A 17,780-nucleotide genomic window follows, 5' to 3' on the forward strand; every position below is an offset into this window, starting at 1 on the left:
GCTGGCCTGCTGAACAAGACCTTCAGCACCGACGCCGTCAAGCGCGGCATGCTCGTCGGCACCGCCACGATCACCGCGCAGATCAAGTAACGCCCCGCGGCACAACCGCCGCACCGGCACCACCACGAGAAGGCGCCGCTCCCGACCACGGGAGCGGCGCCTTCCGCACGTCCGGGTGAACGATCCGGCCGGCTGTCTCGTCGTCAGGGCATGGGACTCCGCACACGTACGAAGGTCGTCATCGGCATCGCCACCGGTGTCGTCGTCATCGGCGCCGCAGCCGTCATCGCCGGCCCGGTCATCTACGCGAACACCGTCAACGGCCAGGCCGCCGCCGCCCCCTCGCTGAGCGCCGCTCCGTCCGGCTCCGGTGCGACGCTCGATGCCCAGCAGGCCGACGGCACCTGGACGAGCACGAGCAGTTCGTACGCCGGGTACCGCGTGCACGAGGTCCTGCAGGGGAATGATGTGGACGTGGTCGGTCGGACGAAGGACGTGGAGGGCACCGCGACGGTCGAGGGCGGCTCGCTCACGAAGGCGACCGTCACGGTGCAGGTCGCGACGATCTCCACACCCGAGGCCGCGCGCGACGAGTACTTCCGGAGCAAGGCCCTGCAGACCGACCGGTACCCGACGGCGACGTTCGCGCTCACCGAGCCCGTCGACGTCTCGAAGGCGCTCGACGGCAGCACCCAGGACGTCACGCTCACCGGCACGATGGACCTGCACGGCGTCGAGAAGCCGGTCACGGCCGATGCGCAGGTCGCCGTGACGAAGAACGGGGCCGTCCAGGTCGTCGGCTCGGTCCCGATCACCTTCGCCGACTACGGGGTCGAGGCCCCGTCGCTCGGCTTCGTCACCGTGGACGGGAAGGGCTCAGTCGAGTTCTCCCTCGACCTGGCGAAGTGACCGTGACGAGCCGTTCCGCCGACGAGCTGCTGGCGACGCTGTACCGCGAGCACGGCGACGCGCTCACCCGGTACGTCCGGCACCTGACGCGGGACGGCTCGACCGTCGAGGACGTCGTGCAGGAGACCATGGTCCGCGCCTGGCAGCGTCCGGCGGTGCTCGAGCGGGCGCCCGACAGCGCACGGGCCTGGCTGTTCACGGTCGCCCGGAACCTGGTCGTCGACGACGCCCGCTCCGCACGCAACCGGCGTGAGCAGGGCTCCGAGCACCCGGTCGACCGTGCCGAGGCCGACCGGACGGACGCGGTGCTCGACCGCATCGTCGTGGCGGACGCACTCGCGTCGCTCAGCCCGGACCACCGCCGCGTGGTTGTCGACGCCTACTGGCTCGGCCACACCGTGCCGGAGATCGCACGACGACACGACATCCCCGAGGGCACCGCGAAGTCGCGGTTGCACTACGGGCTCCGGGCCCTCCGGCTCGCACTGCAGGAACGAGGAGTGACCCGATGAGCGAGGACCGGTACGCGGAGTGGGACGCGGCGTACGTCCTCGGCTCGCTCACGCCCGACGAGCGGCTCGAGTACGAGCGGCACCTCGAGACGTGCGACCGCTGCACGGCGGCCGTCGCCGAGCTCGTCGGCCTGCCCGGTCTGCTCGCGAAGCTCCCGGCCGACCAGGCGGTCGAGATCGCGGCACCGGACGGGAGGCCCGACACGCGTCCCGAGAGCACCCTCGCCGCCGTCGCGCACCGCGTCCGACACCGTCGTCGCCGCCGTCGGGCATGGGTGGCCGTGACCGCGGGGCTGGCGGTCGTCGCCGCCGTGCTCGGCGGGCTCGCCGTCGGCACGGCCGGTGGGCGAGGTGCGACGGTGCAGGCCGGTGGCGCGCCCACGACGTCCGCACCGACGACCGCGGGCGACCGCTACACGATGACCGGGTCTCAGGGTCTCGACGTCGACCTGGCCGTGAGCGGCGAGCAGTGGGGCACGCGCTTCGACTGGGGGTGCTCGTACGGCGGCAGGGAGTGGTCGGCGGACGGCTCGGTGATGTACGACCTCGTGGTGGTCCGGAAGGACGGCTCCGTGCAGACCGTGGCCTCGTGGTCGGCAGCCGGGGCCGAGGCCCGCGGGCTGTCGGCGTCGACGGACGTCCCGCGCGACGACATCGCCGAGGTGCAGGTCCGACTGCGCGGCGAACGCGGGTCCCTGGTGAGCACCGACCTCGCTCGACACACGGGATGATGGCGGGGTGGACCGCGCCGCACCAGTGCTCGACGACGTCGTCCGCGCGGTCGCGCGGACGGGCTTCCGCGCCCACGGCCTGCACGTGCTGGTCGGCGACGACACCGCCGAGCACCACTGGTCCGCCGACGTCCGCCGTGACGTGCACTCCGTCGCGAAGGGCGTGGTCGTCCTGGCCGTCGGGACCGCCGCGGACGACGGGCTGCTCGCGCTCGACGAGTCCGTCGGCACGCTGCTGCCCGACGTCGTGCTCGGACCGGGTGTGCAGGACGTCACGCTCCGACACCTGCTGACCATGACGAGCGGCATCGACATGCCGTGGTCGCCGACGCAGACCACCGACTGGCCGGACCTGGCACGGGAGTTCCTGGGACGCCCGACCGTCGGACGGTCGTTCCGGTACGCGAACGCCAGCACCTACACGGCCGCGAGGGCCTTGGCCGCACGGGTCGGCGACGTCGGCGCGTACGCGCAGGACCGCATCTTCACCCCGCTCGGCATCGACGACGTCCGCTGGGACCGCTGCCCGCTCGGTCACGTCGTCGCGGGCGGCGGCCTGTGGCTCCGCACCGCCGAGGTCGCGCGCATCGGCCGGTTGCTGCGGGACCGCGGCGCGGCGGACGGGCGTCAGCTCGTGCCCGCGGCGGTCGTCGACGCGATGCACACCGACTGGGTCGCGGCGGGGTCGTCACCGTCGTACGACCGCTACGCCCTCGCGGGCTGGGGCGGCCCGGGACGGACCTGGCGACTGCACGGGGCGTACGGGCAGCTCGTGCTCCTGGACCCGGTCGCCGACGCCGTCGTCACCCTCACCGCGGACGACCACGAGCGTGCCGACGCGACGGCCGCGGCCGTCGCGGAGGTGCTCGCAGGGTCCAGCTGAGCCGGTCCCGCCGAGCGGGCTCTCCTCAGGCCTCCGGCTCGACCGGACCGAGTGCGTCGAGGACGCGGTGGGAGACGGACCGCAGGGTGTCCGCGTCCGCAGCCACGGGCCTCCAGAACAGCTCCTCGAGTGCCGCGGTGTGCGCGCGGATGCCGGCGAGCACCGCGCGCCGACCCTCGGTCGTCATCGTCACCCAGCTGCCGCGTCCGTCCGCCGGGCAGTCCGCGCGGGCGACGAGCCCGCGCCCGACCATCCGCGTGACCTGGTGGCTCACGCGCGACTTCTCCCACCCGATGCCCGCGGCGACGTCACGGACCCGCAACCGGTGGTCGGGAGCGCGGTGCAGGCCGATCAGGATCTCGAACTCGGGGATCGAGATGCCGGCACCCTGCTGGACGGCCTGGTCGAGCGCCCGGTCGAGCCGACGCCAGACGTCGTGGAACGCGTCCCAGGTCGCCCAGTCGTGCCCCTCGCCGCCCTGCTCCGCCATGACCGCCAGCGTAACCAGCGGGCGTGCCGCGGGATCGAGGATCATCCGTTCGGCTGACTCCGGGGCGGCACTCGGCGCGCTCAGAGGTCACGTCGGACGCCCGGAATACGATCACTCCATGCCGACCCCGCACCTCCGAGACTGCACCGACGACGCGGTCACGCGGGCACAGGGGTGGATCGAGGCCGCCCGCGGGCTGAAGCCGGAGCCCGCGGCCGCACGTCTGGCCGAGCTGCTCGCCGACCCCCGTGGCGCCGAGTTCGCCCGCGCGTTCGTCGACGTCGTGGTCCGGCCGGAGGACCCGAAGGTCGTCGCCCGGAACCTCGAGCGTGCGAGCCGGGCGGTACCGGACGACCTCGCCTGGTACCTCCGCGGCGCGGTGACGGTGGGCGGTGGCTTCGCGACCATGGCGCCGTGGGCGGTCGTCCCCTCCGCGCGGAAGGTGCTCCGGCGACTCGCAGGACACCTCGTCGTCGACGCCACGCCCGCCCGGACCCCCGCGGCACTCGCGAAGGTCGGCGGACCGGACACCCGACTCGACGTCGACCTGCTCGGCCCCGCCGTGCTCGGACCGGCCGGCCGCGACCGACGGCTCGCGGCACTCGACGACCTGCTGCACCAGGACGTCGCCGCCGTCACCGTCGACCTCGACGCTGTGCTGCCGCCGGTGTCCCCGTGGGACCTCGACGCCGCCGTCGCCGACGCGGTCCGGCACCTCACACCGCTCCTGCACACCGCGGCGAGCCGGCCGACACCGCCCGTGGTCACCCTGCAGTCCGGCCGCGCCCGAGGTGTCGAACGGGCCGTCGCGGTCCTGAGCGCGCTGCTCGAGCAGGACGGCACGCGGGAGCTCACCCTCGGGGTGACCCTGCCCGCCGAACTCCCCGAGTCGCTCGACCTGCTCGACCGCGTGACGACCGCAGCACGGGAGCGTCGGGCATCCGGCGGGGCACCCGTGCGCGTCCGCTTCACCAAGGGCACGCTCCTCGCCACCGAAGGGGTCGACGCCGTGCTCGAGAGCCGGCCGCTCGCCGTGACCGCGGACACCCGCACGACGGACACCGCGTTCCTGCGCCTGCTCGACACGGCGATCGACCCCGAGCGGACCGACGCCGTGCACGTCGGTGTCGCCACCGACGACCCGTTCGCCCTCGCGACCGCGCACGTGCTCGCCGAGCGCCGCGACGTGCTCGACGTCGTCGGACCCGAGCTGCTCCTCGGCACGACGCGGTACGCCGAGGTGCTGCGCACGGCGTTCGGTCACGTGGTCCTCGGTGTGCCACTGGTGCGGCCCGACGAGTTCGACGCTGCCGTCCCGTACCTCGCTCGTCGACTGCGCGAGGTCGCCGGCCACCGCCCGGTGGGCGGCTCGACCACGGCCGGGTCGACGGCGGCGGACACGACCGGCTCGACCGACGACACCGCTGCCGTCGAGCGTGCCACCGCCGAGCACGTCGACGCCGTGGCCGCGCTCCTCCGTCCCGCGCCGCCCACGCGCCGCACCCAGGACCGCCGACGGCCGCCGGGTGACCCGGTGCTGCGCTCGGCTGCCGAGAACACGCAGGACACCGACCCCTCCACGCCGGGCAACCGCGCGTGGGCCGCCGAGGTGCTCGCCCGGGTACCGGAGTCGCAGCGCGGCACCAGGACGATCCGTGCCGCCCGCATCACCGACCGCGGACGCCTCGAGCGTCTCGTCGCCCGCACCGCCCAGGCCGGTGTGAACTGGGGCCGCCAGGACCCGGAGGACCGTGCCGAGCTGTTCGACCTGATCGGCCACGCGCTCGAGACCCACCGCGGGGCCCTCGTCGAGACGATGATCGCCGAGCTCGGGCTCACCCTGACCGACGCCGACGGCGAGGTCAGCCGGGCCGTCGACGCCGCCACGCACGCCGCGGACCGCACGCGACACCTCGAGGACATCAACGGGGCGGTCCCGGTCCCGCCGCGCCTGACGGTCGTCGTGCCCTCGTGGAACGCCCCGCTCCTCGATGCCGCCGACGGTGTGCTCACCGCGCTCGCCGCGGGCAGCGGGGTCGTGCTCCAGCCCGCCACCGCCGCCCGACGCACCGGTGCCGTCTTCGCCGACGTGCTCTGGGACGCCGGGGTCCCGCACTCCCTGCTCCAGCTCGTCGACCTCGACGGCAGCGACCTCGCACGCGACCTCGTGGCGCACCCCGCCGTCGACCGCGTCGTCCTGACCGGCACCCCGGAGACCGCTCGGTCCTACCGCTGGTGGCGCGCGGACCTGCCCCTCGTGGCGGAGCTCACCGGGGTCGTCACCGCGGTCGTCACCCCCTCGGCCGACCTCGACCAGGCGGTGCGCGACGTCGTCGCCTCCGCCTTCGCCCGCTCCGGACAGGCGTCGTCGGCGGTGTCGCTGCTCGTGCTCGTCGGGTCCGTGGGGGAGAGCCCGCGCCTCCGCGAGCAGCTCGCCGATGCCGTCCGTGGCCTGCGCACCGCGTGGCCGACGGACGCGACCGCCCAGGTCGGGCCGCTCGTCGCTGAGCCGACCGGCGCCGTCCGGACCGCACTCACCGAGCTGCGCCCGGGGGAGTCCTGGCTCGTCGAACCGGTCGCGCTGGACGACACCGGCCGGCTCTGGTCGCCGGGTGTGCGCGAGGGCGTCCGCGCCACGGGCGACCTCGCGCGGACGGCCGTGCCGGCACCCGTCCTCGACGTCGTCCGCGTGGAGACCCTCGACGAGGCGATCGCCCTGCAGCACTCCGTCGACGGCGGCTCCGTCGCGGCGCTCCACACCCTCGACCCCGACGAGGTCGCGACCTGGTCCGACCGGACCCGGGCCGGCGTGCTCGTGGTCGACCGCCCGACCACCGGGGCCCGGCCGGGACGCCAGCCCGTCGGCGGGTGGCGCGGGACCGCGGTCGGTCCGACCGTGCACCGCGGCGGGCCGCTGGCCGTGATCGGGGCGGACCGGTGGGACCCGACCCGACGTCAGCCGCACCGGAACATCCAGCTGCAGGGACTCGGCAACCGCGTCACCGCCGTCATCGAGGCGGCGCGGGCCGGACTGTCCTTCGAGGAGTTCGACCGCGTCCGTGCCGGGGCCGAGAGCGATGCCGCTGCCCGGGCATCGTTGTACGGACGATCGCGGGACACGGCGGACCTGGTCGTCGAGCGGAACGTCATCCGGTTCCGCCCGCAGTCGGTCGTGGTCCGGCAGTCCTCGGGGGTCGGCGCCGGCGACCTCGTCCGCGTGCTCGTCGCCGCGACCGCAGCGCGCGCGCACGTGCTCCTCAGCACCGCCCGTCCGCTGCCCGCCGAGCTCCTGCCGCTGTTCTCGACGGCGCGCTCGCCCCTCGACGTGGTCGACCAGGTCGTCGAGGACGACGCCACGTTCCTGGGACGGGCTGCGGCGGGCACCCTGCTGCAGGACGGGTGGTCGGACGGCGCTGAGCCGGAGGTCGACCCGATCGACCTGGTGCTCGCGCAGGGAGCGGAGCCCCGACGGCACGCGGCCTTCGGCGGCCCCGGGTCACGCGTCCGGCTGCTCGGCGGTGACGCCCGTGCCCTCGAGGAGGCCCTGGGCGCCGGCACCGAGACGACCATCCACGACGACCCCGTGGTGGAGTCCGGCATCGTCGAGATGCTGCACTTCCTGCGGGAGCAGACGGTGTCCGTCACCGCGCACCGTCACGGTGACGTCTCCCGGGTCTTCAGCCGCCTCCGCCTCTGAGGTACCGGACCGGATGCGGGCGTAGCGTCCGGACCATGAACGCACGAGCGAACGACGACGAGGTCCAGACCGCCCCCGTGATGGACGGTGCCACCGAGGCCACCAACGAGGAGAAGCTCGCCGGCCTGGTCGAGCAGGTCGATCACGACCACGGACACGAGGGTGCTGGGGCCATGGCCGACCACCTGCGCGACCGGATGGACGAGACGGGTGTCGAGGAGGAGCAGCCGAACGACGAGGTCGAGTAGGCAGCGGCGGTCAGCGTCGGCCGGGGCGACCGTGTCCCGTGCCGACGAGGCCGACCTCGAGCACGGTGAGGACCACGGCGACGACGAGCTGTCGTGCCGCGAACCCCCGTGTCTGCCGGTCGAGGGCGATGAGCGGCACCATCGAGACGCCGTGCGTGGCGTCGACCGCGGCGCCGAGGACGTGCGCTTCCGGTGACGCTGCGCGGGTGAGCAGCGCGGCCTGCACGAGTTGCCGGGCGCCGAGCACCCGACCGAACACGGCCACCCGGCCCGTCGACCCACGCGAGGCGAGCAGGTGTGCGACGCCGATGCCGGCGCGGAGCCCCTCGACCCACCGAGCACGCTGCCGGCGGTCCCTGCGGGAGCGGCGGCTCATCGGCGCTTCCCCGCGGCCAGGGCGATCGCGCCCGCGACGCCGACGGCGGCTCCGACGATCCCGTTGCCAAGCCTGCGGTGCTCGACCCACCACGTCTGCGGCGACCAGGCGTGCGCGGAGTCGTCGAAGACCCCGTGCGCACCGTGGTCGCCCGGGACGGGCTCGTGCAGGTTCGTCGGCAGCGACTGTCCGTCCTTCTGCTCGGCCTGCTGTCCGCTGACCAGGGTCTTCGCGGCGTACCAGTCGGCGAAGCGTCCACTGATCCGGTTGCCCAGGATCGTGTAGACCGTCGATTCGCCCACCCACGTGCGGCGGCGCGGCCGCTCTGCAGTGACGGCGATTGCGCGGGCGCCGACCTCGGGCTGGTAGATCGGTGCGACGGGCTGCGGGTGGTGCGGCAGGAGCGACTTCACCCAGTTGAACTGCACCGTGTTGAGCGCCGGCATGTCGACGCGGCTCACGGCCACCCTGCTGCCCTGTTCCGTGAGCTCGGACACCACCGACTCGGTGAACCCGACGATGGCGTGCTTCGCGCTGCAGTAGGCGGCCTGCAGGGGGATGCCCCGGAAGCCCAGTGCGGAACCGACCTGGATGACGTGCCCACGGTCACGGGGGACCATCCGGGCCAGCGCCGCGCGGGTGCCGTTGACGAAGCCGAGGAAGTTGACGTCGACAGCGCGCTCGAAGTCGTCGGGGCCGGTGTCCGTGAAGCGCCCGAAGACCCCGACCATCACGCAGTTCACCCAGAGGTCGATCGGTCCGAGCTCCTGCTCGGTGCGCTCGGCGGCGGCCTCGACGGCCTGTCGGTCGGCCACGTCGGCGATCAGCGCGAGGCCTCGGCGTCCCGCGGCCTCGACCTCGGCGACCGCGGCGTCGACACCGTCGCGTCCACGGGCCAGGACGGCGACGTCCCACCCCCGGGCCGCGAGTTCGCGGACGGTCGCCCGTCCGAGTCCTGCCGAACCACCGGTCACCACTGCCACACGCGTCATGCTGTCCGTTGTACGCGGGCTCGTGTCCGCACCGGTCCAGCCGCTGTCCCCCGGCCGCCGGACGGCGTGGGGCAGGATGGCGCGGTGGAGACGGACGACCAGGAGCAGACCGAGGAGGCACCTCCCGGCTGGGTGTTGCGGACCCCGACCCGGTACCGGGAGGTCCTGGGGTCACCGGTCCTCGCACTCGTGCTGGCGGTCGTCGCCGTCCTGGTCGGGAGGACGTTCGGCGATGCACTCGCCCTCGTCACCGGGACCGTCGCCGGTGTGCTCGGGATCCCGATCGCGGCCACGATCGGGATCGTCGGTGGCTTCTCGCAGATCAGTCGGTACGCCCGATCCGTGCCACGTTTCGACCTCTCGGCCGTGGCCTGGGCGTTCCTCGGCGTGGTCCTGAGCTGCGCGGTCCTCGTCGTCCTGGGACTCGTGCTCCCCGAGGGCCCGGTGCTCCCCGCCTGGCGCGCGGCGGTCTGGGTCGGTGGCGGCATCGCGGCAGCCGTGTTCGCCGCGGTGCTCGCCCTCGTGCACGCACAGCGGGCAGGCCGAGCCCCGTCGCGGTGACGGGCGGCGGCAGCCGACCGTCCGCGGAGCCGACGTCGACCGGTTCCGTCAGTCGGACGACCGCCGCAGCGCCGTCGCCAGGTGCGACCGCACCGGCAGGACCGCCGATTCCTCCTCCGGCGCCTGCGGCAGCGCTCCCAGCGAGAACGACTCGACGACGTCCGGCCCGAACAGCACGCACACCGACGACCCGCCGAACTGGAAGTACCCGAGCTCGTCGCCCTTGCCGACGTGCGCACCGTCCGAGATCCCCTCGCCGATCACGCACGAGGAGACGTCGGACATCCCGATGAACACGACCGCGATCGTCCCGATCGCGGGGTCGTCGGCGTCGATGAGCACGATCGCGCGGGTGGCGACGTGTGCCAGGTAGCCCTGTGACAGCTGCGGCTCGGCGGCGTCGGTGCCCTGCGACGAGGCCTCGGAGTAGTAGGTCCCCGGTTCGACCCAGGCGCGCAGGACCGTCCCGGCGACCGGGCTGTGCCAGCGGTGGTACTCGAGCGCGCTGAGGAACGCCTGCCACACGGTGCCGTCGACGAACAGGTCGGCGGTCTCGTCGCCGGCGAGCAGCTCCTCGACCGAGTACGGCTCCGCCTTCGCCCAGAACGCGTCGAGCCGGTGGACGCGACTGGCGATCCGGTACGGGGTGGCTTCGCAGGGGCTCACCACGACCGCGTCGTCGTCGGGCGCGGCGACCGGGCGCTCGCCGTCCCGGAAGCGCCGCGTGAAGAAGTCGTTCCACGACCCGAAGCCCCAGTGCTCGGCGTCGGCATCGTGCTCGAACCGGTCCATGCCGACCGCCCGACGAGCGGCATCGCTGCACCACCCCGAGGGTGCGTCCACGAGCACCTCGAGGGACTTGTCGCTCGACAGGAAGTCGCACCACCCCTGCAGGATCGTCCGGAGCGCGTCGTTCACGCGCGGGTCCCGGTAGAAGGCGAAGCCCGCCGGGGTGGCCTTCGTCCAGTCGAGCACCCCGTCGAGCGGCGTCATCACCATCTGCTCGTCGCTGTACTCGGGCGCGGTCGTGATGACCTCGTCGACGAGCTCGAGCAGCTCCCCGAACGACTCGAGGTGCCGGTCCTGGTACTCGCGACCAGCGGGGACCTGCTCGATCATCTGGTGCGCGTGCATCCGCAGCACGGGGTCGCCCTCGACGAGGTCGCGGAGGGCCGAGACCGCCGGGTGCAGGGCCCGGTCGGGGTCGCGCTCCTGGTGGCGTTCGCGACGCCCGCGGAGCCAGGCCTCGAGCCCGCTCTGGTCCTGCGGGAGCCATCCCGCGCGGCGTCGGACGTCCTGCTGCTGCGCTCCACCGGTCACGTCCCCGACGGTACTCACGCACCGAGGGAGCGGTCGCAGTTCCGAGGATGACGGACCCCGCCGATCCGTGGATCGGCGGGGTCTCGTCAGGTCGCGACCCGGTCAGCGTTCGACGGTGACCTCGGTGGTCGTGAGGTGGTCCCACGCGCTGGTGTGCGGGTTCGTCTTGGCGAGGAAGGTCAGCTTGTACCGGCCCGGCGCCTGGTAGACCTTCGCGGCGAAGCGGCCGTCGCGGACACGGTACTCACCGGCTCGCTTCCCGTTGACGAGGACCAGCACGGTTTCACCGGGGGCCGTGCCCGTGTAGGTGACGAAGCCCTCCGAGTCGAGCTGCACCGCCCCCGACTGGTCGACCGCGAGCTCGGCGGGCGACTGCTCGCCACCGCCGGAGCCGCCAGCGTTGCCGTCACCGGGCGTCTCGCCGCCACCGTTGCCGTTGCCGGGCTGTTCGCCGCCGCCGGAGCCTGCGTCGATGACGTTGTAGTGGAGGAGTTCGTGGGCGACGGTCTCGCCGTGCTCGGTGGCGGAGAGCGCGATGAACGCGATCTGGGCGCCGGCGACCGCGGGGATGTCGACGGACCAGCGGCCGTCCTCGACCCGGGTGGTCGCGAGGACCTGTTCGCCGCTGCCGTAGACGGTGATCCAGCCGGCGGAGGCGCGACCGGAGAGGGTGACCTTGCCGTCCTTCGGGGTCAGATCGGCCTGCTGCTGCTGGTCGAGACGCAGCGATCCGGGATCGACCTGCCCGCCACCGTTGCCGTTGCCGGGCTGTTCGCCGGTCTCGCGGACGAGGTAGCTCAGTCGTTCGTTGGCGACGGGTGCGCCGTGTTCGGTGGCGGAGAGCGCGATGAACGCGATCTGGGCGCCGGCGACCGCGGGGATGTCGACGGACCAGCGGCTGTCCTCGACCTGGGTGGTCGCGAGGACCTGTTCGCCGCTGCCGTAGACGGTGATCCAGCCGGCGGAGGCGCGGCCGGAGAGGGTGATCTTGCCGTCCTTCGGGGTGAGCTCGGCGCCCTGCTGCTGGTCGAGACGCAGCGACCGGGGGTCGACCTGCTCGCCGCCGCCGTTGCCGTCGCCGGGCTGTTCGCCGCCGTTGCCGCCGCCGTTGCCGTCGCCGGGCTGCTCACCACCGCCGGAGCCGCCGCCGTTGCCGTCACCGGGCGTCTCGCCGCCGCCGCTCGACCCGCCGCCGAACGTGTAGTGGTCGTCGGACTCGAGCGACTCCTTCTCCCCGAGCACCTGCTTCGCCCGCACCTGGTTGTCACCCGCGCGGAACTCGACGGGGACCGTCGCGACACCGTCACCCGAGGCCGTGACGACCTCCGAGCGGCCGTTGGCCACGACCGTCACCTCGGCGCCCGGGAGCGCGTCGTACCGCATCTCGTGGACGAACTGGCCGTGTGCGACCGCACGGGCGATCTCCTCCAGGCGGCGCTCCGAGCTGAGGTCGAGCGGCGCGGACAGGGGGAGGCCGCGGAAGTCGAGGTCGACGACGCGGACGGCCGAGGACTGCCCGGTGTCCACCGCGTAGCGCGCGGTGTCCTGACCGGTGGGCTTCACCTGGAACACGACCTGCTTCCGAGGATCGCCGCTCTTCGCGGCGACGGGCTCACCCGACGGATCGAGGAGGCGCACGACCGTCGGTGCGTCGACGGTGACGCGCACCTCGACCCACTGCTGGTCGCCGACCCGCTGCGGGGTCTGCTGGACGTCGGTGATGGCGGATCGGGCCGTCGTCGCGGACGATGCCGCCGACCGAGCGTGCTGCTCGGGCGCGGCGAACGCGCCGGAGCTCGCAGCGCCGACGGCGATGCAGCTCGCGAGGACCACGGCGGATCCGACGGTGAGTGGGCGGAGGTTCATGCTGTTCCCTTTCGGAGACTCAACGGACTCCGAAAGGCTATGTATGTGGAATACGGGATGCTGTCATCATGCCGAGTGTGATGCTCAGCGTCCCCGCCCGAACCGCGTGGTCACCCCCGGCGAGTACAGCACCGAGTCCGGCTCCAGTCCGGACAGTCCGAAGGGCAGCCCCGCGGCCGCCACCAGGTCGTCCCGCAGCGACACGAGTGACGCCCGGTGCAGCGGCCACGACTCGTGCTCGTTCGGCCAGTAGCGCGTCGCGCCGACGCGGCGCACGTGCATGCCCCACCGTGCCGTCAGGAACGTCTCGAGGGGCGTCGGCTCGTCGACCGCGTCGCCCACCCGGACGTCGAAGGTCGACCGCAGGTGCGTCCCGTGCCGACGCATCGCGTAGCCCACCCGGCCGTCGGTCTTCCGGATCGCCGCGTGCGCCCACCAGTACGGCAGGCCCGTCGCGACCCGTGCGCCGATCGTCGGCAGGAGCTTCCCGGCGTCCAGCGACAGGAACGCGACGCCCCGACGGCCCTGGTCGTCGCACGTGTAGACGCGCACGTTGACCTCGACGAAGTCGCCGACGCTGCCGGCCCGTCCGAGCCCGCCGAGCGGCGGGAAGCGCGTGTCCGTGAAGCGGAACCCGATGAGGCCCACCCAGGTGGTCGCGCCGTCGTCCGTCCCGTCCGGCGCCATCGTGTCCGGGTGCGCTCCGGCGGGCAGCAGCGGTGCCACCGCCGACACGTCGACGCGCCAGTGCACGAAGACCACGTCGAGCCAGTCCTGCGAGATCCACGGCGTCCCGCGCAGGGGCGGTGCCTCCGGCGAGACGGCCGGGAGGCCCGGCTCGCCCCCGCCCCGCTGTCCGGCGGTCACGAGACGGTCCCGTCGGTCGCGCGGGCAGCGTCCGGCGCGTCGTCCCACCCCTGCTGCGGGGTGGCGCAGGTCCCGCGGAACACGTACTGCGACGGGCGCTTCCGCTCGTTCGACACCCAGTCGATGGCGGGACGTCGACGCTCCGGCGGCAGGTAGCCGATCCGGTAGACGGCCATCAGCTCGAGCTCCGGCGGCACCGCGAGGAGCCGCTCGACCTCGGCCCAGGCCTCCTCGACCTCCATCGGGAAGGACACGAACTGGATCCCGAGGCCGAGCTCGGTCGTCGCGAGCCAGACGTTCTCCATCGCCGCGCCCATGCTGAACACGGAGTAGAAGGCGTTGCGCGCCTCCTTCCGGTACTCGTCGCGGTCGAGCATCACCCCGAGCAGGAGCGGCGACCCGGCGACGAGCTTCCGGTTCTCCTCGCCGAGGGTCTGCGGTACCCGGAGCGTGTTCATGAGGAGCTGCCCGCGCTTGGTGAACACCTGCTTCGTGAAGGGCTTGAGCGGTCCCGGCAGCTTGTCGAACAGCATCCCGTCCCGACGTTCGTCCATCTCGGCCTGCGAGAACCGGAAGTACGGACGGTAGCGCGTGAAGAACGAACCCTCGGCCATCGTCTGCGTCATCGACCGGCCGCTGATGTCGGCGATGCGGTCGATGGTGTCGCGCTCCTCGACGATGACGAAGCGCCACGGTTGGCTGTTCAACTGCGAGGGTGCACGTCCTGCGAGCTCCATCAGCAGCCGCTGGTGCTCCTCGGACACCGGGTCGGGCAGGAACGCGCCGTTGGTCGTGCGCCGGCGTCGGATGGCCTCGAAGAGCTCCACTGCATCCCTCGTGTCTCGTCGTCGCGGTCAGCGCCGTGCGAGCAACGCCCCCAGGTAGGACGGTGCGGCGGCGACCGCGACTCTCCAGTGTGCTCCGGAGCGGGGGTTCGTGCGTGGAGCGAGGGCGAGGGGGACGAGCGCCGGCAGCAGGAACAGTGCGGAGCGGTCCCGTGTCCAGGCCGGGGTGGTCGCGGCGACCCCGGTCAGCGTCGCGGTCACGACGAAGAGGCCGTGGTGCACGACGCGGAGCTTCTCCGTGCGGATGACCCGGACCGCGACCGCGGTGCCCCAGAGGCAGTTCGCGACGTACGCGGCGGCGGCTGCGGCGACCAGGCGCCGGGCCGCCGGCGGACGCGTGGGAGTGGCGCCGCGCCTCCCGGCCGTCCTCCCGATTCCCACGACCGCGACCCTACGCGCGGGACGCTCGCAAGACGCAACGTGGGCGCTCCCTCGGACCGCTGTGCCGCTGCGCACCGTCGCCGACGTTGCGTTCCGCGGAGGAGACGGGGGCTACGCGGACTCGCGGGAGACGAGCTTCGACAGGACGATGGCGCTGCGGGTGTGGTCGACCTGCGGGGCCAGGCGCACCCGGTCGAGTGCGAGCTCGAGCGCCGGCAGGTCACGGGAGCGCATGTGCACGACGGCGTCGGCGCTGCCGGTGACGGTCCCGGCGTCCACGACCTCGGGCACGGTGTCGAGCAGCGTGCGGAGCTCGTCGGGGGAGACGGTGCCGCGGCAGTACAGCTCGACCCAGGCCTCGGTCCCGCGGTCCTCGACCGCGGGGTCGACCTTGATCGTGAAGCCCTGGATGACCCCGTCGGCGACCAGGCGGTCGACCCGACGCTTGACCGCCGACGCGGAGAGGCCGACCACCGACCCGATGTCGCCGTAGCCGGCTCGGGCGTTCTCCCGGAGCTGGTCCAGGATGCGGTGGTCGAGCGTGTCCATGTTCGTCGATCGTACGCGGGGTTCTTGCGAGCCAGGTGCGTCGGACGCAGGAATCGTGCGTCACCCGAACGGGTGCCATGCGCTCGTGGACGGGGTACTGCACCGATCGGACCGTTCGTGTCAGACTGCTGCTGGCGTCGACCTGGTCCGCTGCGATGAGTGAGCCTGCATCTCATCGGAGTGCTTCACCCGTGGTGGTTCCTGGCAGGCTCGGGCCCCGGTCCCAGGAGGACTGATGTCGAACACCGCAACCGAACCGCAGGCCGCACCGGCCCGTGTCGCCACGAAGCGCACGATCCTGATGTGCAAGCCGACGCACTACACGGTGAGCTACCGGATCAACCCGTGGATGCACCCCGAGGAGCCGACCGACACGTCGAAGGCCGTCGAGCAGTGGCAGTCGCTCGTCGACGTCTACGAGCAGCTCGGCTTCGACATCTCGTACATCGAGCCGATCGAGGGCCTGCCGGACATGGTCTACGCGGCCAACGGCGGCTTCGTGCTCGACGGCGTCGCGTACGGCGCGAAGTTCCAGTACCCCGAGCGCCAGCCCGAGGGACCCGCGTACATGGACTGGTTCCGCAGCGCCGGCCTCACCGTCGCCGAGCCCGAGGAGACCAACGAGGGCGAGGGTGACTTCCTGCTCATCGGCGACACGATCTTCGCCGGCACCGGCTTCCGCTCCGACAGCACCTCGCACGAGGAGCTCGCCCGCATCTACGGCCGCGAGGTCGTCACCCTCAAGCTCATCAACCCGAGCTTCTACCACCTCGACACCGCCATCGCCGTGCTCGACCCGGAGCCCGACGCGACCGGCCGTTCGAACATCGCCTACCTGGAGAGCGCCTTCGACGAGCCCTCGCTGGCGATCCTGCGCGAGCGCTTCCCCGACGCGGTCATCGCGACCGAGGAGGACGCCGCGATCCTCGGCCTCAACTCGTACTCCGACGGCTACAACGTCGTGATCGCATCGCGTGCGACGACCTTCGCCGAGCAGCTGCGTGAGAAGGGCTACAACCCGATCGGTGTCGACCTGTCCGAGCTGCTGCTCGGCGGCGGCGGCGTGAAGTGCTGCACGCTCGACCTGCACCCCGTCGGCACCGGCACCTCGGTCGCGCGGTAACCGTGAGCACCGCGACCGGAGCCGGCACCCACGCGGGTGCCGGCGCGTCCGGCGACGCCACCGTAGCCGGTGGTGCCACCGTCGCCGCGCTCGCCGTCGAGGACCGCTCCCTCGCCCACAACTACAGCCCGCTGCCGGTCGTCATCGCGTCCGGCCAGGGTGCGTGGGTGACCGACGTCGACGGCAAGCGCTACCTGGACGGACTCGCCGCGTACTCCGCGGTGAACTTCGGCCACGGCAACCCCCGGCTGCTCGACGCCGCCCGGGCCCAGCTCGACCGGGTGACCCTGACGAGCCGCGCGTTCGTGAACGACCGGCTCGGACCCTTCGCCGCCGCTCTGGCATCGCTGACCGACACCGAACTCGTGCTCCCGATGAACACCGGGGCCGAGGCCGTCGAGTCCGCGATCAAGGTGTCGCGCGCCTGGGGCTACCGCGTCAAGGGCGTGCCGGCCGGGCAGGCCACGATCATCGTCGCGTCCGGGAACTTCCACGGGCGCACCACCACGATCGTGTCGTTCTCGGACGACCCCTCGGCCCGCGAGGACTTCGGCCCGTACACGCCGGGCTTCCGCACCGTGCCGTACGGCGATGCAGCGGCCCTGCGGGAGGCGATGGACGAGACCGTCGTCGCCGTCCTGCTCGAGCCGATCCAGGGCGAGGGCGGCGTGGTCATCCCGCCCGAGTCCTACCTGCCCGAGGTCCGCGCGGTCTGCGACGAGTTCGGTGCGCTGTTCGTCGCCGACGAGATCCAGTCCGGGCTCGGGCGCACCGGGCACACCCTGGCCGTCTCGCGTGTCGGTGTCCGACCCGACCTGATCACGCTCGGCAAGGCCCTGGGCGGCGGCATCGTCCCGGTGTCGGCCGTCGTCGGCTCCCGCGAGGTGCTCGGCGTCCTGCGTCCGGGCGAGCACGGTTCGACGTTCGGCGGCAACCCGCTCGCGGCCGCCGTCGGGTCCGAGGTCGTCGCGATGCTCGGCGAGGGCACGTTCCAGCAGCGGGCGCTCGACGGCGAACCGCTGCTCCGTGGGCTGCTCGACGAGCTCGTCGGGCACGGGGTCGTCTCGCACCGGGTCGCCGGACTCTGGGCGGGGATCGACATCGACCCCGCGCTCGGCACCGGCAAGGAGATCGCGCACGACCTGGCCGACCGCGGCGTGCTCGTGAAGGACACGCACGGGTCGACGATCCGTTTCGCGCCGCCGCTCGTCGTCACCGACGACGAGGTGCGTCTGGCGATCGGGACCCTCGGCGAGGTGCTGGCCGCGCGATAGACGCGACCACCCGACGGACGGGAGGCGCGGTGCCAGCGGGTGCCGCGCCTCCCGTCCGTCGCGCTCGGCCGCGCCCGCGTCGCCCACCGCGCCCGCGTCGCCCACCGCGCCCGCGTCGCCCACCGCGCGCGTCAGCACCCGTCCGCACAACCGGAG

The 17,780-nt window shown here is 73.1% G+C and carries 18 protein-coding genes; 9 read left to right on the forward strand and 9 right to left on the reverse strand.

Features of this window, described 5'->3' with window-relative positions; all coding sequences use genetic code 11:
* The first annotated feature begins 210 nt into the window (after positions 1 to 210).
* Genes PIJ49_RS16105 through PIJ49_RS16120 form a run of 4 tightly spaced genes read left to right on the forward strand, consistent with a single transcriptional unit; the run spans position 211 to position 3,035 of the window.
* Entirely contained in the window at positions 211 to 909 is a 699-nt protein-coding gene (locus tag PIJ49_RS16105; RefSeq protein ID WP_271827060.1) for a YceI family protein, read from the forward strand.
* Positions 906 to 1,421, forward strand: a complete 516-nt coding sequence (locus tag PIJ49_RS16110; RefSeq protein WP_066651360.1) for a sigma-70 family RNA polymerase sigma factor — start codon at positions 906 to 908, stop codon at positions 1,419 to 1,421. Before PIJ49_RS16105 ends, PIJ49_RS16110 begins: the two co-directional genes overlap by 4 nt.
* Positions 1,418 to 2,152: an anti-sigma factor family protein gene (locus PIJ49_RS16115; RefSeq protein WP_066651362.1), complete on the forward strand. Its 735-nt coding sequence runs from the start codon at positions 1,418 to 1,420 to the stop codon at positions 2,150 to 2,152. Before PIJ49_RS16110 ends, PIJ49_RS16115 begins: the two co-directional genes overlap by 4 nt.
* A gap of 7 nt (positions 2,153 to 2,159) precedes the next feature.
* Positions 2,160 to 3,035: a serine hydrolase domain-containing protein gene (locus PIJ49_RS16120; protein WP_271827061.1), complete on the forward strand. Its 876-nt coding sequence runs from the start codon at positions 2,160 to 2,162 to the stop codon at positions 3,033 to 3,035.
* Between the two features lie 25 nt (positions 3,036 to 3,060).
* Here PIJ49_RS16120 and PIJ49_RS16125 read toward each other — a convergent pair whose 3' ends face one another.
* Positions 3,061 to 3,525 carry a MarR family winged helix-turn-helix transcriptional regulator gene (locus tag PIJ49_RS16125; protein ID WP_158407717.1) on the reverse strand — a complete coding sequence of 155 codons (465 nt, stop codon included), beginning with the start codon at positions 3,523 to 3,525 and terminating at the stop codon, positions 3,061 to 3,063.
* Positions 3,526 to 3,643: 118 nt separating this feature from the next.
* On the opposite strand from PIJ49_RS16125, the gene PIJ49_RS16130 reads away from it, so the two are divergent.
* Positions 3,644 to 7,222: a proline dehydrogenase family protein gene (locus PIJ49_RS16130; RefSeq protein WP_271827062.1), complete on the forward strand. Its 3,579-nt coding sequence runs from the start codon at positions 3,644 to 3,646 to the stop codon at positions 7,220 to 7,222.
* Positions 7,223 to 7,257: 35 nt separating this feature from the next.
* On the forward strand, positions 7,258 to 7,470 hold the full coding sequence (locus PIJ49_RS16135; RefSeq protein WP_066651373.1) for a hypothetical protein: 213 nt from the start codon (positions 7,258 to 7,260) through the stop codon (positions 7,468 to 7,470).
* Positions 7,471 to 7,480: 10 nt separating this feature from the next.
* Here the strand turns inward: PIJ49_RS16135 and PIJ49_RS16140 are convergent, their stop codons facing one another.
* Together PIJ49_RS16140 and PIJ49_RS16145 are read right to left on the reverse strand one after the other, a co-directional pair.
* Complete coding sequence (locus tag PIJ49_RS16140; protein ID WP_066651376.1) at positions 7,481 to 7,846, reverse strand: hypothetical protein; 366 nt, start codon at positions 7,844 to 7,846, stop codon at positions 7,481 to 7,483.
* Positions 7,843 to 8,838, reverse strand: a complete 996-nt coding sequence (locus tag PIJ49_RS16145) for an SDR family oxidoreductase (protein WP_271827063.1) — start codon at positions 8,836 to 8,838, stop codon at positions 7,843 to 7,845. Before PIJ49_RS16145 ends, PIJ49_RS16140 begins: the two co-directional genes overlap by 4 nt.
* 84 nt (positions 8,839 to 8,922) lie before the next feature.
* Between PIJ49_RS16145 and PIJ49_RS16150 the strand changes: the two genes are divergently transcribed.
* Positions 8,923 to 9,399: a hypothetical protein gene (locus PIJ49_RS16150; protein ID WP_271827064.1), complete on the forward strand. Its 477-nt coding sequence runs from the start codon at positions 8,923 to 8,925 to the stop codon at positions 9,397 to 9,399.
* Between the two features lie 48 nt (positions 9,400 to 9,447).
* On the opposite strand, the gene PIJ49_RS16155 is transcribed toward PIJ49_RS16150, so the two are convergent.
* From PIJ49_RS16155 to PIJ49_RS16180, 6 genes are all read right to left on the reverse strand, one after another.
* The gene (locus PIJ49_RS16155) at positions 9,448 to 10,719 is read right to left on the reverse strand and encodes a phosphatidylserine decarboxylase family protein (RefSeq protein ID WP_209684626.1); all 1,272 of its coding nucleotides are present in this window, start codon (positions 10,717 to 10,719) and stop codon (positions 9,448 to 9,450) included.
* A gap of 102 nt (positions 10,720 to 10,821) precedes the next feature.
* Positions 10,822 to 12,585 carry a hypothetical protein gene (locus PIJ49_RS16160; protein ID WP_271827065.1) on the reverse strand — a complete coding sequence of 588 codons (1,764 nt, stop codon included), beginning with the start codon at positions 12,583 to 12,585 and terminating at the stop codon, positions 10,822 to 10,824.
* Between the two features lie 84 nt (positions 12,586 to 12,669).
* A complete protein-coding gene (locus PIJ49_RS16165) occupies positions 12,670 to 13,452 on the reverse strand; it encodes a YqjF family protein (protein ID WP_271827066.1) in 783 nt (260 codons plus the stop codon).
* Entirely contained in the window at positions 13,449 to 14,279 is an 831-nt protein-coding gene (locus PIJ49_RS16170; RefSeq protein ID WP_066651387.1) for a nitroreductase family protein, read from the reverse strand. The genes PIJ49_RS16165 and PIJ49_RS16170 overlap by 4 nt, the downstream gene beginning before the upstream one ends.
* Positions 14,280 to 14,306: 27 nt before the next feature.
* Positions 14,307 to 14,678, reverse strand: coding sequence for a hypothetical protein (locus PIJ49_RS16175; protein WP_066651391.1), 372 nt, complete (start codon positions 14,676 to 14,678; stop codon positions 14,307 to 14,309).
* 111 nt (positions 14,679 to 14,789) lie between these two features.
* Positions 14,790 to 15,227, reverse strand: a complete 438-nt coding sequence (locus PIJ49_RS16180) for an Lrp/AsnC family transcriptional regulator (protein ID WP_058729711.1) — start codon at positions 15,225 to 15,227, stop codon at positions 14,790 to 14,792.
* A 235-nt stretch (positions 15,228 to 15,462) separates the two neighbouring features.
* Here PIJ49_RS16180 and ddaH point away from each other — a divergent pair, with 235 nt between their 5' ends.
* Both ddaH and rocD read left to right on the forward strand, forming a co-directional pair.
* Positions 15,463 to 16,350, forward strand: a complete 888-nt coding sequence (gene ddaH, locus PIJ49_RS16185; RefSeq protein ID WP_209684620.1) for a dimethylargininase — start codon at positions 15,463 to 15,465, stop codon at positions 16,348 to 16,350.
* 2 nt (positions 16,351 to 16,352) lie between these two features.
* Positions 16,353 to 17,624 (forward strand): ornithine--oxo-acid transaminase, encoded by a 1,272-nt coding sequence (rocD, locus tag PIJ49_RS16190; protein ID WP_271827067.1) that lies wholly within the window; start codon positions 16,353 to 16,355, stop codon positions 17,622 to 17,624.
* The last annotated feature ends 156 nt before the right edge of the window (positions 17,625 to 17,780 follow it).

The sequence above is a fragment of the Curtobacterium uvaldense genome, from assembly GCF_028307415.1.
GTDB lineage: Bacteria > Actinomycetota > Actinomycetes > Actinomycetales > Microbacteriaceae > Curtobacterium.

Excerpts from the sequence above, each read along its gene's own strand:
- PIJ49_RS16105 (WP_271827060.1), top strand. The coding sequence starts at position 211 with ATGGGACTCCGCACACGTACGAAGGTCGTCATCGGCATCGCCACCGGT.
- PIJ49_RS16180 (WP_058729711.1), bottom strand. The coding sequence starts at position 15,227 with ATGGACACGCTCGACCACCGCATCCTGGACCAGCTCCGGGAGAACGCC.
- PIJ49_RS16145 (WP_271827063.1), bottom strand. The coding sequence starts at position 8,838 with ATGACGCGTGTGGCAGTGGTGACCGGTGGTTCGGCAGGACTCGGACGG.
- PIJ49_RS16130 (WP_271827062.1), top strand. The coding sequence starts at position 3,644 with ATGCCGACCCCGCACCTCCGAGACTGCACCGACGACGCGGTCACGCGG.
- ddaH (WP_209684620.1), top strand. The coding sequence starts at position 15,463 with ATGTCGAACACCGCAACCGAACCGCAGGCCGCACCGGCCCGTGTCGCC.
- PIJ49_RS16135 (WP_066651373.1), top strand. The coding sequence starts at position 7,258 with ATGAACGCACGAGCGAACGACGACGAGGTCCAGACCGCCCCCGTGATG.
- PIJ49_RS16125 (WP_158407717.1), bottom strand. The coding sequence starts at position 3,525 with ATGGCGGAGCAGGGCGGCGAGGGGCACGACTGGGCGACCTGGGACGCG.
- PIJ49_RS16160 (WP_271827065.1), bottom strand. The coding sequence starts at position 12,585 with ATGAACCTCCGCCCACTCACCGTCGGATCCGCCGTGGTCCTCGCGAGC.
- PIJ49_RS16115 (WP_066651362.1), top strand. The coding sequence starts at position 1,418 with ATGAGCGAGGACCGGTACGCGGAGTGGGACGCGGCGTACGTCCTCGGC.
- PIJ49_RS16140 (WP_066651376.1), bottom strand. The coding sequence starts at position 7,846 with ATGAGCCGCCGCTCCCGCAGGGACCGCCGGCAGCGTGCTCGGTGGGTC.